This window comes from Streptomyces sp. NPDC002640 (genome assembly GCF_053592575.1).
On the sequence record NZ_JBSFVZ010000012.1, the window covers coordinates 102,270 to 116,756 of the forward strand.

14 protein-coding genes are annotated in these 14,487 nt (G+C 74.5%); 8 read left to right on the plus strand and 6 right to left on the minus strand.

Annotated elements, in window-relative coordinates; translation table 11 throughout:
* The first annotated feature begins 27 nt into the window (after positions 1-27).
* From ACWD3O_RS17915 to ACWD3O_RS17935, 5 genes are all read left to right on the plus strand, one after another.
* Positions 28-963 (plus strand): carbohydrate ABC transporter permease, encoded by a 936-nt coding sequence (locus ACWD3O_RS17915; RefSeq protein WP_451413616.1) that lies wholly within the window; start codon positions 28-30, stop codon positions 961-963.
* Between the two features lie 47 nt (positions 964-1,010).
* Positions 1,011-1,877 carry a carbohydrate ABC transporter permease gene (locus ACWD3O_RS17920; RefSeq protein ID WP_451416596.1) on the plus strand — a complete coding sequence of 289 codons (867 nt, stop codon included), beginning with the start codon at positions 1,011-1,013 and terminating at the stop codon, positions 1,875-1,877.
* Positions 1,878-2,125: 248 nt separating this feature from the next.
* The gene (locus ACWD3O_RS17925; RefSeq protein WP_451416502.1) at positions 2,126-3,340 is read left to right on the plus strand and encodes a cytochrome P450; all 1,215 of its coding nucleotides are present in this window, start codon (positions 2,126-2,128) and stop codon (positions 3,338-3,340) included.
* A 23-nt stretch (positions 3,341-3,363) separates the two neighbouring features.
* Positions 3,364-3,564 (plus strand): ferredoxin, encoded by a 201-nt coding sequence (locus tag ACWD3O_RS17930; protein ID WP_451413614.1) that lies wholly within the window; start codon positions 3,364-3,366, stop codon positions 3,562-3,564.
* A 133-nt stretch (positions 3,565-3,697) separates the two neighbouring features.
* Positions 3,698-4,933, plus strand: coding sequence for an MFS transporter (locus ACWD3O_RS17935; RefSeq protein ID WP_451413613.1), 1,236 nt, complete (start codon positions 3,698-3,700; stop codon positions 4,931-4,933).
* 38 nt (positions 4,934-4,971) lie between these two features.
* On the opposite strand, the gene ACWD3O_RS17940 is transcribed toward ACWD3O_RS17935, so the two are convergent.
* The 3 genes from ACWD3O_RS17940 to ACWD3O_RS17950 form a co-directional block, all read right to left on the minus strand.
* Entirely contained in the window at positions 4,972-6,231 is a 1,260-nt protein-coding gene (locus tag ACWD3O_RS17940) for a PP2C family protein-serine/threonine phosphatase (RefSeq protein ID WP_451416597.1), read from the minus strand.
* Positions 6,232-6,489: 258 nt separating this feature from the next.
* Positions 6,490-8,736: a molybdopterin-dependent oxidoreductase gene (locus ACWD3O_RS17945; protein ID WP_451416503.1), complete on the minus strand. Its 2,247-nt coding sequence runs from the start codon at positions 8,734-8,736 to the stop codon at positions 6,490-6,492.
* Between the two features lie 274 nt (positions 8,737-9,010).
* The gene (locus ACWD3O_RS17950) at positions 9,011-9,712 is read right to left on the minus strand and encodes a TetR/AcrR family transcriptional regulator (RefSeq protein WP_451416504.1); all 702 of its coding nucleotides are present in this window, start codon (positions 9,710-9,712) and stop codon (positions 9,011-9,013) included.
* Positions 9,713-9,815: 103 nt separating this feature from the next.
* Here ACWD3O_RS17950 and ACWD3O_RS17955 point away from each other — a divergent pair, with 103 nt between their 5' ends.
* On the plus strand, positions 9,816-10,739 hold the full coding sequence (locus ACWD3O_RS17955; protein WP_451416505.1) for an alpha/beta fold hydrolase: 924 nt from the start codon (positions 9,816-9,818) through the stop codon (positions 10,737-10,739).
* Here ACWD3O_RS17955 and ACWD3O_RS17960 read toward each other — a convergent pair.
* Positions 10,661-11,707, minus strand: a complete 1,047-nt coding sequence (locus ACWD3O_RS17960; protein ID WP_451416506.1) for an LLM class F420-dependent oxidoreductase — start codon at positions 11,705-11,707, stop codon at positions 10,661-10,663. The two genes, ACWD3O_RS17955 and ACWD3O_RS17960, sit on opposite strands and share 79 nt — an antisense overlap.
* A 62-nt stretch (positions 11,708-11,769) precedes the next feature.
* On the minus strand, positions 11,770-12,651 hold the full coding sequence (locus ACWD3O_RS17965) for an SGNH/GDSL hydrolase family protein (protein WP_451413607.1): 882 nt from the start codon (positions 12,649-12,651) through the stop codon (positions 11,770-11,772).
* Positions 12,652-12,837: 186 nt separating this feature from the next.
* Between ACWD3O_RS17965 and ACWD3O_RS17970 the strand changes: the two genes are divergently transcribed.
* The gene (locus ACWD3O_RS17970; protein WP_451416507.1) at positions 12,838-13,311 is read left to right on the plus strand and encodes a hypothetical protein; all 474 of its coding nucleotides are present in this window, start codon (positions 12,838-12,840) and stop codon (positions 13,309-13,311) included.
* A 53-nt stretch (positions 13,312-13,364) separates the two neighbouring features.
* Here ACWD3O_RS17970 and ACWD3O_RS17975 read toward each other — a convergent pair whose 3' ends face one another.
* Positions 13,365-13,646: a hypothetical protein gene (locus ACWD3O_RS17975; RefSeq protein ID WP_451416508.1), complete on the minus strand. Its 282-nt coding sequence runs from the start codon at positions 13,644-13,646 to the stop codon at positions 13,365-13,367.
* 172 nt (positions 13,647-13,818) lie between these two features.
* Between ACWD3O_RS17975 and ACWD3O_RS17980 the strand changes: the two genes are divergently transcribed.
* Complete coding sequence (locus tag ACWD3O_RS17980) at positions 13,819-14,241, plus strand: DUF350 domain-containing protein (protein WP_451413604.1); 423 nt, start codon at positions 13,819-13,821, stop codon at positions 14,239-14,241.
* Positions 14,242-14,487 lie beyond the last annotated feature (246 nt).

Below are 14,487 nucleotides of genomic sequence, written 5' to 3' on the forward strand. Positions count from 1 at the left end.
CGACGTGTCCCCCGGCGCGAGCGTCCGATGACGGCGAGCCGGCGGGCCAACCGGGCCGGCCTCGCCTTCGTCTCGCCCACCTTCGTGGTGGTGCTGGTGGTCGTGGCGCTTCCGATCCTCTGGACGGTGCTGCTGGCCTTCCAGGACGCCCGGCTGGTCGACATCCAGGGCATGGGGCTGCTGGGCGACTGGACGCTGGAGAACTTCTCCGAGGTGTTCGGCTCGACGGGCTTCTGGGAGAGCCTGTGGGTGACGCTGGTCTACACGGTGGGCGGCACGGCCGGTTCGATCCTGCTGGGCCTGGTCGCCGCGCTGGCCCTGCGGCGCCGGTTCCGGGGGCGGGGGCTGCTGCGCGCGGCGATGCTGCTGCCGTACGTCGCGCCGGTGGTCGCGGTGGCGTTCGTCTGGGAGGTGGCCCTCTCCCCGCAGTACGGCATCGTCAACGCCTGGGGCGGCCGGCTGCTCGGCTGGGACGACCCGATCGCCTTCCTCTCCACCCGCCGCTACGAGGTGGGCCTGTTCGGCGTCCACGTCGACATCCCGCTGGCGCTGCTCACGGTGATCGCCTTCGAGTGCTGGCGGTACTTCCCGTTCGCGTTCCTGTTCGTGCTGGCCCGGCTCCAGGCGGTGCCGGCCACCCTGGAGGAGGCGGCCACGGTCGACGGGGCGACGCCGACCCAGCGGTTCCGGTACGTGCTGCTGCCGCAGCTGACGCCGGTGCTCGCGCTGCTGTGCGTGCTGCGGTTCATCATGACGTTCAACAAGTTCGACGACGTCTACCTGCTGACGGGTGGCGGCGCGGGCACCGACGTGGCGGCCGTGCGGGTCTACGACTTCCTCACCGCGCGCTTCGACGTGGGCGCCGCCGCGGCGCAGGCGCTGGTGCTGGCGGCCTCGCTGATGGTGCTGCTCGGGCTCTACTTCCGGTTCTTCGGCGACAAGGCGCAGGAGGAGGAGTCGTGAGCATGCCCCGCGCCCGGATGCCCCGCGCCCGGATGCCCCGCGCCCGGATGTCCCGCGCCCGGTTCGAGGAACGGCTGTTCGCGGTGGTGCGGCCGGTGGTGATCCTGCTGCTGGCGCTGATCACGGTGGTGCCGTTCCTGTACATGGTGCTGCTGTCGGTGAAGCCGATCGACGCGCTGCTGCTGGACCCCGGCGCGTTCTGGGTGGCGGCCGAGGACTTCACGGTGTCCACCTACCGCGACGTGCTGCGGTCCTCGGACGCCGGTGGTCAGGGCTTCCTGCGTTTCCTCCTCAACTCGGCACTGGTGTCGCTGGGGACGGTGGCGCTGACGCTGCTGGCGTCGGTGCCGGGCGCCTACGCGGTGAGCCGGCTGCGGTTCTTCGGGCGGCGCCAGGTGAGCGCGCTCTTCCTCGCGGTGTACATGTTCCCGGCCACCCTGCTGGCCGTGCCGCTGTTCGTGATCTTCGCGCGGCTGGGGCTGTCCTCGAGTCTGGTGGGGCTGGCGGTCGTGTACGTGGCGCAGACGGTGCCCGTCTCGGTGTACATGCTGAAGAACTACCTGGTCACGGTGCCCGTGTCGGTGGAGGAGGCGGCGGCGCTGGACGGCTGCACCCGGCTCCGGGCGGTGCGCAAGGTGGTGCTGCCGCTGGCCGTCCCGTCGCTGATGGCCACCGGCCTGTACGTGTTCATGATCGCCTGGAACGAGTTCCTGTTCGCCCTGCTGTTCCTGGCGGCCGATCCGGAGAAGTGGACCGTCTCGCTGGGCCTGGCCCAGCTCGCCGACGGCGTGGAGGTCCCCAAGACGGTCCTGATGGCCGGTTCGGTGGTGCTGACGATCCCGGTGGTCGTCCTCTTCTTCGCGGCGGAACGCCTGCTGACCGAAGGACTCACCAGCGGCGCGGACAAGGGCTGAGCGGGACGGCCACGGGCATCGGTTCCGGCCAAAGTCGGGCGGATCCGCGGCGCGCCGGTGGGGCGGGCCCGGCTTCCGACGCCCCCGGTCAGGCCGTCGGGCGCCGGTGGACCGCGTGGTTCCGTCCCGGCGGGCACTCCGCCCGGCCGCCGGAACCGGCCGCGCGGCCGAAGTGGCTCCCTGGCGGCGGCCCGGGGGCGTTCCTAGGGTGACGCGACATCTCACTCCCGACGCTTCCGGAGGCGGCCATGTCGGTGGACGACGCAGCAGCACCGCTGAGTTACCCGTTTCCCTGGCAGTCCGCGCTCGAGCCGCCGGCCGAGTTCGCCGACCTGCGGGCGAAGTGCCCGCACGCCCGGATCTCCGTGGGCGGCGGCGAGATGACGCTGCTCACCCGGTACGCGGACGTCCGTGCGGTCACCGGCGATCCGCGCTTCACGCGTGACCTGTCCGCGGAGGGAGCGGTGAGCCTCAGCGCGGACGGCACGGACCTGTACAGCCAGAGCGAGTCCAAGAGCATGGCGGCGGCCGGCGAGGCCCACGAGCAGTGGCGGCGCATGGTCAGCCGCTGGTTCACCGCCAAGCGGATGACCGCGCTGCGGCCCGAGATCGAGCGGATGGCGGAGGACCTGATCGACGCCATGGCCGGGGAGGGGGCGCCTGCCGACCTCGTCGCCCGTCTGGCCTTCCCGCTGCCGGTCCGGGTGATCTGCTCCATGCTGGGCGTGCCGGACGGGGACCGGGACCGGTTCGCCCACTGGTCCAACGTGATGATGAACTACAGCCGGTTCTCCCGGGAGGAGGCCGCCGCCTCGACCGCCGAGTTCGACGCCTACATGCTCGGCCACATCGAGGCCAAGCGGAGCGATCCGCGGGACGACATCATCAGCAACCTGATCGTGCAGACCAACGACGCCGGGTACCGCATGCCCGCTGACGACCTGCTGGACACGGCGAAGGCGCTGCTCGCGGCCGGGCACGAGACCACCGCGAACAGCATCGGCAAGATGACGGCGTTCCTGCTGGCGGACCGCACGCGGTGGGAGGCCCTGCTCGCCGACCGCTCGCTGATCCGCACCACGGTCGAGGAGGCGCTGCGGTACGACGCCCAACTCGGCCTGGGACTGCCCCGGTTCATCAGCGAGGACGTGGAGGTCGGCGACGCCGTGCTGCGGGCCGGGACCACGGTGATGCTGAGCATGGCGGCCGCCAACCGGGACGAGACCGTCTTCGAGCGGGCGGACGAGATGGTCCTGGACCGCAGCCCCAACCCGCACATCTCCTTCGGCGTCGGCCCGCACTCCTGTGTCGGTCAGGCGCTGGCCCGCACCGAGATGCAGGTGGTGCTGGAGGTGATGCTGCGGCGGCTTCCCGGACTGGAACTGGCCGCATCCGTGGAGGAGTTGCAGCTCGAGGAAGGGCTGATCGTCACCGCCCTGACCGAGCTGCCGGTCCGCTGGTGACGTCCGGGGAGAGGACTTCGTCCGTGAAGGTGAGCGTCGACCGGGGCGTGTGCTGCGGCGCCGGACAGTGCGCGATGCTGGCGCCCGAGGTGTTCGACCAGGGGGACCAGGACGGGCTGGTGCTCCTGCTGGACCCGGAGCCCGGGGAGCGGCACGCCGCCGCGGTGCGGGAGGCGGCGGCGACCTGCCCGACGGGGGCCGTCCGGCTGCTCGACGGGGATTGACACCGCGCGGCCCTCCGCGTGGTGCGCTGCCGCTGCCGCTGCCGTCGCCGTCGTCCGCCGGGAAATCGTTCGCTCACGGCGCGGGCCGCGTGGCAGGATCGCGCGGTCCGTCCCCGCCCCCACCGGAGTCGCCGTGCGTCTGGTCCCCGCCCCTTACCGCCGTCTGTTCGCCACCAGGGGGACGGCCGCGTTCACCGGGGCCGGGTTCCTCGCCCGGCTGGCCCTCGCCATGCAGGGCGTCGGCACGGTGGTGCTCGTGTCGTCGACGCACGGCTCCTACGGCCTGGCCGGCCTGGTGACCGGGGCGTCCCTGGTCACCACCCTGGTGACCCTGCCGCTGCTGGCCCGGCTGGTCGACCGGTTCGGGCAGGCGCGGGTGGCGGTGCCGGCCGCGTTGTGGGCGTCGTCGTGGACCGCCGTGCTGGTGGTCTGCGCGGTGCTCGGCGCGCCCGCCTGGGCGCTGGTCACCGCCAACGTGCTGTCCACCACCGCCCCGAACGTGGGGGCGATGGCGCGGGCCCGCTGGGCGGAGCTCCATGACGGGGACGCCTCGGCGATGCACCGGGCCAACTCCTTCGAGCAGGTGCTGGACGAGCTGTGCTTCGTGCTGGGGCCGGTGCTGGCCGTCGGGCTGGCGACGGCGGTCGCGCCGTGGGCGGGCCTGCTCTGCTCGCTGCTGCTGACCTCGGCCGGCACGCTGTTGTTCGCGGCCCAGCGCCGTACCGAGCCGCCGGTGCGCGCCGGGGCCGGTTCCGCGAGCGCGGCCTCCACCAGTCCCCTGCGCGTGCCGGGGATCCGGGTCGTGTTCCTGGTCTTCCTGTGCACGGGCGCGGTGTTCGGGTCGCTGGAGCTGGTCACCGTGGCGTTCACCGAGGCCGCGGGTCACGGCTCGCTGGCGGGGGCGGTGCTCGGACTGCAGGCGGCCGGATCGGCCGTGTCCGGGCTGGCGTTCGGTCTGCTGACGCTGCGCGGCGGTCCGGTGCCGCTGTTCCTGGCGGGGGTCGCCGGGATGGCGCTGCTGGTGCTGCCGCTGTCCCTGGCCGGAGGTCTGGGCACCCTGGCGCCGCTGATGTTCCTCGCGGGCATGGCCACCTCCCCCACGATGATCACCGGCACCGGGCTGGTGCAGGAGCTGGTGCCGCGGGAGCGGATCAACGAGGGCATGACCCTCACCACCACCGCCCTGCTCGGCGGCATCGCCCTGGGCAGCTCCGCGGCCGGCTGGTTCGTCGACCGTCGGGGAGCGGAGCAGGGCTACCTGCTCCCGGCCGTCGCGGCGTGGGCGGCGCTGGCCGTGGCGGCGGCGGGCGCGGTGGTGCTGCGGCGGGGCGTGCGGGCGGCTCTTCCGGAGGCGCCCGCCCTGGCCTGACGCGGGCGGGCCGACCGGGGACCCTGTGCGGGGGACGCTCAGCCCTCGGTCAGGCGGAGCGCGAGGATGGCCAGGTCGTCGCGTCCGTCGCTGGGGTGGCGGTCCGCGAGCGCGCACACCAGTTCCTCCACCGGCAACGCGGCATAGGTCACGGCGAGTTCGAGCAGGGCGTCCAGGCCCTCGTCGATCGCGTGGGCGGGGTGCTCGACCAGCCCGTCGGTGAAGAAGACCACCGTGGCCCCGGGCGGCAGCGTCCGGCGGTGGTCGGGGCGTGGCACCGACGGGTCGACGCCCAGCGGGAGGCCGGGCTCGTGCAGCAGGTACTCGGCGTGGCCGTCGGGCATGATCACAAGCGGCGGGAAGTGGCCTGCGGCGCTCCAGTGCAGCACCCACTCGCCCCCGGCGGCCTCCACCCGTGCGACCAGCACGGTGGTCACCGGCTGGTCGGTGCCCGCCTCCACGGTGACGTCGAGTTGCCGCAGGACGTCGCTGGGCGGGGTGCGGCGGTCGTAGAACAGGGCGCGCAGCATGTTGCGGATCTGCGACATGGTCGCGGCGGCCGGCAGGTCGTGGCCGTAGACGTCGCCGATGACGATGCCCAGCGCGCCGTCCGGCAGCCGCATCGCGTCGTACCAGTCGCCGCCGAGGTGGTTGGGCTCCAGCGCCGGGCGGTAGACGGTGGCGGCGGTGTGCGGGCCGAGGTCGGGCAGGGTGGGGAGCAGCAGGCGCTGGAAGGTCTCGGCGCTGTCGCGGACCTGTTCGAAGAGGCGAGCGCTCTCGATGGCCATGCCGGCGGCGCTGGCCAGGGCGACCAGCACCTCCTGGTCGGCGTGGTCGAAGGGGCGGCCGTCGAGGCGTTCGGAAAGGTAGAGGTCGCCGTAGATCTCGCCGCGGACGCTGATGGCGACGCCCAGGAGGGTCCGCATGTGCGGGTGGCCGGGGGGATAGCCGACCGAGGCGGGGTGGCCGGCGATGTCGTCCAGCCGCAGCGGTTCCGGGTTCCGGATGAGCAGGCCGAGGACGCCTTCGCCGTGCGGGAAGTCGATGCCGGCGAGCGCCCGGTACTCCTCCTCGTCGAGTCCGACGGTGATGAACTCCTCGAGGTGGTCGCCCTCCTCGTCGAGGACGCCGAGCGCGCCGTAGCGGGCGTCGCACAGGTGCATCGCGGTGGTGACGATGCGGCGCAGCACCTCGTCGAGTTCGAGCTCGCCGGTGATGGCGAGCACTGCGTCGAGCAGGCTCTGGAGGCGTTCCTTGGTGAGGGCGAGTGCCCGCAGCTGCCCGGCGATCTGGTCCATCTCGGTGTCCAGGCGCCGTCGCAGGTCGGCGAAGGGCACCGCCTCGCCCCGTGGCTGCTGCTCGCTCACCGCGTCCGCCTCCCGGCGCGTGCGGCGCGGTGCGCCCGCCGGACGTGCTCCTGCCTCGCGCGGTGCACCCCGCCTCCCGTCCCGCTCCTGTCCCGGCCGTGAACGAACGGTCTCCACCCTGGCACGGGGCGGCCGGGGCGGCCCGTCCGGCTGCTCCGGCCGCGTGGCGCGTCACCCGTGCCCTCCGGGTCAGCCGGCGGGCTGGAGGGTGACCGGGAAGCCGTTGAGGACGGCGGTGCCGGAGAGCGGGTCGAGGAGGGTGCCGTCGAGGAGCTGGTTGACGTTGGCGCCGGGGTCGGCGGAGGCGTGGCGGGTGCGGGTGCCGGGCCGGTCGTGGCCCCAGCCGTGGGGCAGGCTGACCACGCCGCGGCGCACCGTGTCGGTGATCTCGGCGGGGGCGGTGACCTCTCCCCCGGCGCCCTTGACCCGTACCGGCGTGCCGTCGGCGATGCCGAGGAGGGCCGCGTCCTCGGGGTGGACGTACAGGGTGCAGCGGTTGGTCCCGCCGGTGAGGGCGGGGAGGTTGTGCAGCCAGCTGTTGTTGGCGCGCAGGTGCCGGCGTCCGACCAGCACCATGTCGTCGGCGGGCCGGCGGAGGGCCTCGCGCAGCCGGGGCAGGTCCTCGGCGATCGGCCGGGGCAGCAGTTCGATCCGGCCGCTGCGGGTGCGCAGCACCTCGGGGACGCGGGGCCGGAGGGGGCCGAGGTCGACGCCGTGCGGGTGGTCGAGCAGGGTGGCGAGGGACAGTCCGCCGGGGCGGGCGCCGAAGCCGTCGCCGTAGGGGCCGAGGCGCAGCATCAGGTCGAGGCGGCGCTCCACGCCGTCCTCGCCGGTGAGTGCGGCGGCGAGTTCCTGCGGGTCCCGGCCGTGGACCGGGGAGTGCGGGTCCTGGACGGCCTGGCCGAGGGTCCGGGAGACGACCATGGTGTCGACGGTCCCGGGGTCGGCCGCGGGTGCTCCGCCCACGGCGAGGACCAGGCGGGCGAGGATCTCGCTCTCCGCCATGCGGCCCGGTTCGAGCGGCACGGCGGGGCGGGTGTAGCGGGCCTGGTTGCGCACCGCGAGGGCGTTGAGGGCGAAGTCGTGGTGCGGGCTCTGCGCGGGCGGGGGCGGGGGCAGCACCACGTCGGCGTGGCGTGAGGTCTCGTTGAGGTAGGGGTCGACGCTCACCATGAAGTCCAGCGAGGCGAGCGCCCGGTCCAGGCGCTCCCCGTCGGGTGCGGAGAGCACCGGGTTGGCGCCGACGACGACCAGGGCGCGGATCGGTTCGCCCTCGTCGGTGGCGGTGTCGATCTCCTCCGCCAGGGCGGCCAGCGGCAGTTCGCCCTTGACCTCGGGGTGTCCGGAGACGCGGGAGCGCCGGCGGCCCAGGCCGAAGCCGCGGCCGGGGCCGGCGGGGCGGGGTGCCCTGCTCGCGGCAGCCAGGGGGAACATCGCGCCGCCCGGGCGGTCGAGGTTGCCGATGAGGATCGTCAGCACGTCCACCAGCCAGCTCGCCAGGGTCCCGTGCGGCACGGTGCAGCTGCCGATGCGTCCGTAGACGGCGGCGGTGGGCGCGGCGGCCAGTTCACGGGCCAGCTCCCGGATGGTGCCGGCGTCGACGTCGCAGGCGGGGGCCACCGCCTCCGGGGTGAACTCCCGCAGCGCTGCCGGGAGTTCTTCGAGCCCTTCGAGGTGTGCGGCGAGTTCGCCGGGGTCGGCGAGGCCCTCGTCGAGGAGGACGTGCGCCATCGCGGCGAGCAGCAGGGCGTCGGCGCCGGGGCGGATCGCCACGTGCCGGTCGGCGAGTGCGGCGGTGCGGGTGCGGCGCGGGTCGACGACCGTGAGGGTGCCGCCGCGGCGGCGCAGCGCCTTGAGGCGGCCCGGGAAGTCGGGGGCGGTGCACAGACTGCCGTTGGACTCCAGCGGGTTGGCCCCGACGATCAGCAGGTGGTCGGTGCGGTCCAGGTCGGGGACCGGGATCGCGTTGGGGTCGCCGTAGAGCAGTCCGCAGGAGACGTGCTTGGGCATCTGGTCGAGGGTGGAGGCGGTGAAGAGGTTGCCGGTGCCGAGCGCACCGATCAGCAGGCGCGGGTAGAGGGCTCCGGCCATGGTGTGCACGTTGGGGTTGCCGAGCACCACGCCGGTGGCGGCGCCGCCGTGCCGCTCCAGCACGGGTGCCAGCCCGGCGGCGACGGCGGCGAACGCCTCCTCCCAGGTGGCCTCGCGCAGTTCGCCGCCCTCGCGGACGAGGGGCGCCCGCAGCCGGTCGGGGTCGGTGTCGAGCTGGCCGAAGGCGGCGCCCTTGGGGCAGACGAAGCCCTCGCTGAACACGTCCTCCCGGTCGCCCCGGGCGCCGGTCACCCGGCCGTCCCGGACGGTGAGCACCAGTCCGCAGGTGGCCTCGCAGAGCGGGCAGATCCGCAGCGCGGTACGGGAGTCGATGGCCTCGGACACGGGTTTCCTCCCGGAGCGACGACGAGTCACCGCGGAGCATACCGACCGGTACGCCTGTCCGGGAGGGTACGGACGGAACCGTTTCCGCCCGGCCCCCGACCGCCGCCCGACGGCTTCCCGCCCTTCGCTCCACGACCGCCCGCCCGGCACCCGCCCGACGGCCGTGCGCCCGCCGCGCGTCCACCGCCCGGCAGCGTCCGCTCACTGCCGGATCGCCGCCTGGCCGCGCCCGGCCCCTGTCCGCCCGCCGCACGGCCGCCGCCCGGCAGCCGCCCTACGGCAGGCCGCCGGAACACCCCTCCCCCGCGCCCGCCGGGCCCCGCGGGTCCACCGGGGCCGCCCGGCCGCCCGCGCCCCCGCCCCCGCCCGCGCCCGCGCCCGTGAAGACGCGGTCGAGCCGGTACCGGATCGCCGCGACCGCCGACGCCACGTCGCGCTGACCCACGAGCACACCGGTGCCCAGTCCGGCCGACATGGCCAGCAGGGACACCGCCTCCAGCCGCGCGTCGACCTCCGCCGGGACGTCGCCGGCCTCCTGCCCCTCGGCCAGCAGCCGCGCGACGACGTCCTCCGCCGCGTCGGGGTCGCCGATGAACGGCTGGGCGGCCAGCGTCTCGTCGGTGACGGCCAGGACCGCGTAGGCGGTGTACACGTGGTGGAACACGCGGCTCTCCTCGTCGACGGGGAGGGCGGCCAGCAGCAGCGCCTCGACCGTCTCCCGCGGCCCCGGCTCCTCCGGGCCGGCGGCCAGCCGCGCGGCCGTGCGCGCACCGAACCGCTCGACCAGCAGCCGCAGCCCGTGCAGCAGCAGCTTCTCCTTGGTGTCGAAGTAGTACTGCACCAGCCTCAGCGACACGCCGGCCTCGGCGGCCACGTCGCGCATCCCGACCGCGTGCAGCCCTCGGCGGTGCGCGGCACGCAGCAGCGCCTCGGTGATCTCGGTGCGCCTCTCGTCGTGATCCACACGCCTCGGCATCGACTGCTCCGCTCCTCGGGCCTCCGGACCAGGTGATGGTACAGCCGTACCACGTTCGTGATACGGTCGTACCACGAAACCGCGACACCCGCAGGAGGCAGCCGTGCCGAAGAGCGTCAGCATCGCCCGTGACCCCGCCGAACTGGGCCACTACGCCGACGAGGCCCTGCGGGACCGCTACTTCGCCGCCTGCGACGCCGCCTTCGCCCAGGGCGCTCCCGTGGCGGAGGAGCTGGACGTGGAGACCTCCTTCGCCACCACCCGCGTCTACCGGTACGACCCCGTCGATCCCGGGGCCGCGCGGCGCACGCCCGTGGTGCTGCTGCACGGGGCGGGCTCCTGCTCCGCCATGTGGTACACCGCCACCCCCGCGCTGACCGCCGCGCGGACGGTCTACACCCTGGACACCCCCGGCGACGCCGGCCGCAGCGTGCAGCGGGAGCACATCTTCCGGCCGGAGCGGTCCGCCCGGTGGCTGGACGAGACGCTGGACGGGCTGGGGCTGGACCGTGTCCACCTGGTCGGCGCGTCCTACGGCGGCTGGCTGGCGCTCAACCAGGCCCGGCTGCGCCCGGAGCGGCTGGCCTCGGTGACCGCCCTGGACCCCGGCGGGCTGGAGAAGGTGGGGCTGCGCTTCTTCGCCTGGATCTTCGCCGGTCTCTTCGCCACCTTCGCACCCCGGCGGTTCCGGCCCCGTCTGGCCGCCCTGCTGGACCAGCCGGTGCTCCTGATCCCGGAACTGCGCGACATGGCGCAGACCGGGGCGCGCGCCTTCCGCACCCGCAGGCCCACCCCCGACCCCCTCACCGACGAGGAACTGGCTTCGGTCACGGTGCCCCTGCACCTGGTGTTCGGCCGCCGCAGCCCGCTGGTGCGGGCCGGGGTGCAGGCCGAGCGCGTGCGGCGGCTGCTTCCCACCGCCCGGGTGGCGGTGCTGGAGGACACCGGTCACGGTCCCTGGATCGACCGGCCCGAGGAGACCCACGCCCGGATGCTCGACTTCATGGAGTCGGTGGACGGCCGCTGAGCCGACGGCTGCCCGGCTCGGCCCTCGGCCCGGCGGACGGCTTCGATCACCGGGCCGAAGGCGTCCATGTACGGCTTGTGCACCGTGTAGTGGGTGAAGCCGAACCGCTCCCGGCCGCGCAGGATCTGCGCCGCCATCTCGTCGACCGTGCCGATGAGGACGTACGGCGTGTCCAGCAGGTCCTCGACGGTCATGGTCGGGCCGAACCGCTCCACCACCTGCTCGGCCGCGCCGGCCCGGTCGTCGGTCACCAGCACCATCTGGGCCAGCGCGTGCCACTCCAGGCTCGCGGCCCGGTCCCCGGCGCAGGAACGCGCGAAGGCCACCCGCTCCGCGGCCTCGGCGGCGGTGCCGATCCGGAAGGTCCCCGGCGGCTTCCCCTTGATCTGGTACGCGCCCGCCACGCTCACGGTGTCGGCGTGACGGGCGGCGATCCGCAGCACGCGGTCCCCGGTGCCGCCGATGATCAGCGGCGGTCCCCAGCCGCCGAATCCGGCCCGCTGCACCGGGCGCAGCACGGGCATGCCGTAGGCCTCCCGCATCGCCGCCTGCTGCGCGAACCCGTCGGCGGCGAAGTGCCGCCCGAGTTCCGTGACGGTCTCCTCCAGCCGCTCCGCGCGGTCGGCGAACCCCTGCCAGGCGATGCCGGCCTCGTCGAACTCCCACTTCATGTGGCCCGATCCCAGTCCGAGTTCGAGCCGTCCGCCGGTGAGGACGTCGGTGGTGGCGGCGTCACGGGCGAGCAGGGCCGGGTTCCAGAAGGGGGAGTTGAGGACCAGGGTGCCGACCCTCAGCCGTTCGGTCGCCCGCGCGGCCGCCGTCGGTACCGGGAACGGCGCGGGCATCCCGAGGTGGTCGGCGGCGAACAGCACGTCGTAGCCGTGCCGTTCGGCGCGTCGGCAGAGGTCGTCGAAGGCGTCGGGTGCGGGGAGGCCGAAGACGTTGAAGGAGAATCTGAAGTCGCTCATGCCCGGTACCTGGCCGGAGCCCCGGGGCGGCAAACGCCGGCCCGGGGTTCGTGGAGGCGCCGTCAGCGGCGACCCCGGCCCGGTTCCGCCAGCCGCTCCAGCAGCGCGTCGGCCATGGCCCGTTCGCCCGCCGCGTTCGGGTGGTAGGGGGCGGCCGGGGAGGCCGGGACGAGCGGCTCCATCCAGCGCTCGGCCGGCGGGCGGCAGGCGTCGTGGCCGATCGCGGGGGTGTAGGTGTCCACGTAGCGCGCCCGCGAGCGCTCCGCGACCTGGCGCAGCATGGCGTTGAGCCGCTTCGCGGTGGCCCGCAGGTACGGGGCGTCACCGGCAGCCGTCGTCACCTGCGGCCAGCAGCCGGGGCCCGTCTCCGGCAGGATCGGCGGGTACCCCAGCACGTACACCCGGGCCCGCGGCGAGCGCTGGTGGACGGCGTCCAGCACCTTCTCCACCAGCGGCGCGGCGGCCTCGATGCGGTCGGCCAGCACGTCGGCGCCGCCGGCGGTCCAATGCGCGGTGCAGGGCGCGCCGGCCGGGTCGGTCGCGCCCAGTCGGCCGCAGGTGGCCATGATCTCGCCGAACCCGATGTCGTTGCCGCCGATCTGCACGGTCACCAGCGTGGTCGTCCTGGAGACCGCGGTGAGCTGCGGCGGGTTGCTGCCCTGCGCCCGCCACATGTCGGCTGTGGTCGCGCCGCCGCAGCTGACGTCCGTGAACGAGGCCACGCGGAGCTCGCGCGCGGTGAGCGAGGGGTAGTTGCGGTCGGAGCGCGCGCAGCCGGCGTCGACCTGCCGGGGGATGCCCGGCCCGGAGGTGTACGAGTCCCCCAGCGCCACGTAGCGTTCGGCGGGCGTCGCCGGACTGGGCGCCGCTCCCCCGCCGACCATCAACGCCGCCGCGCCCAGCGCGGCCAGTCCGGATGCTGCTCTGCGGCGGCTCTTCCGCATGGTGCCCCAACCCCTTTGTCGCCCGGCTCCGTTGCCGATCGGCAGACTCGGCGGTGGGACGGGCGGTGTCAATGGCGCTGCCGCGACGAGTTCGGTCCCCGTCGGCACGAGGCACCCCCGACTCGGCGCTATGGTGCGCGAGTTCGACACCACGTTCCGCTTTCGTACGTGTAGAGGAATCGCGTCATGCGTGTGGGAATCACCGGGCACCGCGGCCTGAGCCACCCGATCGTCTCCGAGGTCCAGGAGCTGCTCGCCGAACGACTGAGGCGTTACGACCCGGGCGCCCTGACCGTGGTCACCTGCGCGGCCGAAGGGCCGGAGAGCCTGCTGGCCCGGGCCGCGCTGGACGCCGGGGCGGCGGTGGAGGTCGTCGTGCCCGCCGACGACTACCGCGAGACGCTCCCGTCCGAACACCGCTCGGTCTACGACGACCTGCTCAAGCAGGCGCGGGGCGTCCACCCGACGGGCATGGCCTCGGTGACGCCGCAGGCCCGGCAGGTGGCGGGCGAGATCCTGGTCGGGCTGTGCGACGAACTGCTCGCCGTCTGGGACGGCCTGCCGGCCCGCGGCCACGGCGGCACCGCCGACACCGTCGCCTACGCGCTCGGCGTGCGTCTCCCCGTCACCGTCGTGTGGCCGGAGGGCGCCACGCGCTGACCGGGCGGCCGGTCGTACCCGACCGGCCGGGCAGGCCTGACCCGCCGCCAGGTTCAGGCCTGCCCGCGCACCGCCGTCAGCACGGCCAGCGCGGCGCAGGCCGCGAGCGCGACCGAGCCGAGGGCGAAGCCGACCGCGCCGGGGAGGCCGCCGGCGCGGGGGCGCCGCGGGGCGGGGCCGGAGGCGAGGCGGACCACCGGACCGGTCTCCTGGCGCGCGGGGCGCAGCAGCCCGGCGAGTTGCAGGGCACGCAGGCCCAGCGCCAGCGAGAGCGGCGCGAGGACGAGGACGGCGAGCACGGCCATGAGCCGGATCACCGAAGGGTCGGTCGGCATGGCGGGACGGTACAAGCGGCCGGGCGCACGACCGCGGACGCCACGGCGAAGTCCGGGCGAACAGTGGGTGACCACACCGGACCGCCCCACTCCCGGCCCGCAGGCCGAACATCTGCGCTAGATTTTGCCTCTCCTTGAACTCGCTGATCACTCACCCTGGAGCCGACAGCTCATGAACGACATCATCGAAGGCCTGGGCCGGGCCGCCGCGTACGGCGCCCTGGGCGTGGTCCTGCTGATTCTCGGCATCTTCCTCATCGACCTGCTGACCCCCGGCAAGCTGGGCCGCCAGATCTGGGAGCAGCGCAACCGCAACGCCGCCCTGCTGCTCAGCTCCGCGCTGCTGGGCATCGGCGGCATCGTGTTCACGTCGATCTGGACCACGTACGACGACTTCGGCAAGGGCCTGGTGTCGACGGCGGTCTTCGGCCTGCTGGGTCTGGTGATGATGGCCGTGGCCTTCCTGGTGGTGGACCTGGTCACCCCGGGCAAGCTCGGCGCCACCCTGGTGGAGCCCGAGCCCCACCCCGCCGTGTGGGTGACGGCCTCCTGCAACCTGGCGGTCTCGGCGATCGTCTCGGCGTCGATCGCCTGAGCCGGGCCGGGCCGGGCCGGGCCGAGACCGGCACCTGGACCGGCACCTGGACCGGTGCCGGGACAGGTGCCGGGACAGGTGCCGGCACCCGTTCCGGCACCGGTGCCGGTGCGGTACCGCGGACGCCTCCGCGGTTCGAGCCGTCGCCGGGTCCCCCGCGCGCGCCCGTCGCGCGCGAGCGGGGACCCGGCGGCGGCTTTCCCGTGCCCCGCCCCTCCCGCGGATGGTCCGGCGACGCGTTTTCCC

What these genes read in the sequence shown, in the direction of transcription:
- ACWD3O_RS17965 (WP_451413607.1), bottom strand. Translation starts at nt 12,651, where the DNA reads ATGCGGAAGAGCCGCCGCAGAGCAGCATCCGGACTGGCCGCGCTGGGC.
- ACWD3O_RS17915 (WP_451413616.1), top strand. Translation starts at nt 28, where the DNA reads ATGACGGCGAGCCGGCGGGCCAACCGGGCCGGCCTCGCCTTCGTCTCG.
- ACWD3O_RS17960 (WP_451416506.1), bottom strand. Translation starts at nt 11,707, where the DNA reads ATGAGCGACTTCAGATTCTCCTTCAACGTCTTCGGCCTCCCCGCACCC.
- ACWD3O_RS17970 (WP_451416507.1), top strand. Translation starts at nt 12,838, where the DNA reads ATGCGTGTGGGAATCACCGGGCACCGCGGCCTGAGCCACCCGATCGTC.
- ACWD3O_RS17980 (WP_451413604.1), top strand. Translation starts at nt 13,819, where the DNA reads ATGAACGACATCATCGAAGGCCTGGGCCGGGCCGCCGCGTACGGCGCC.
- ACWD3O_RS17950 (WP_451416504.1), bottom strand. Translation starts at nt 9,712, where the DNA reads ATGCCGAGGCGTGTGGATCACGACGAGAGGCGCACCGAGATCACCGAG.
- ACWD3O_RS17940 (WP_451416597.1), bottom strand. Translation starts at nt 6,231, where the DNA reads ATGGACCAGATCGCCGGGCAGCTGCGGGCACTCGCCCTCACCAAGGAA.
- ACWD3O_RS17975 (WP_451416508.1), bottom strand. Translation starts at nt 13,646, where the DNA reads ATGCCGACCGACCCTTCGGTGATCCGGCTCATGGCCGTGCTCGCCGTC.
- ACWD3O_RS17920 (WP_451416596.1), top strand. Translation starts at nt 1,011, where the DNA reads ATGTCCCGCGCCCGGTTCGAGGAACGGCTGTTCGCGGTGGTGCGGCCG.
- ACWD3O_RS17925 (WP_451416502.1), top strand. Translation starts at nt 2,126, where the DNA reads ATGTCGGTGGACGACGCAGCAGCACCGCTGAGTTACCCGTTTCCCTGG.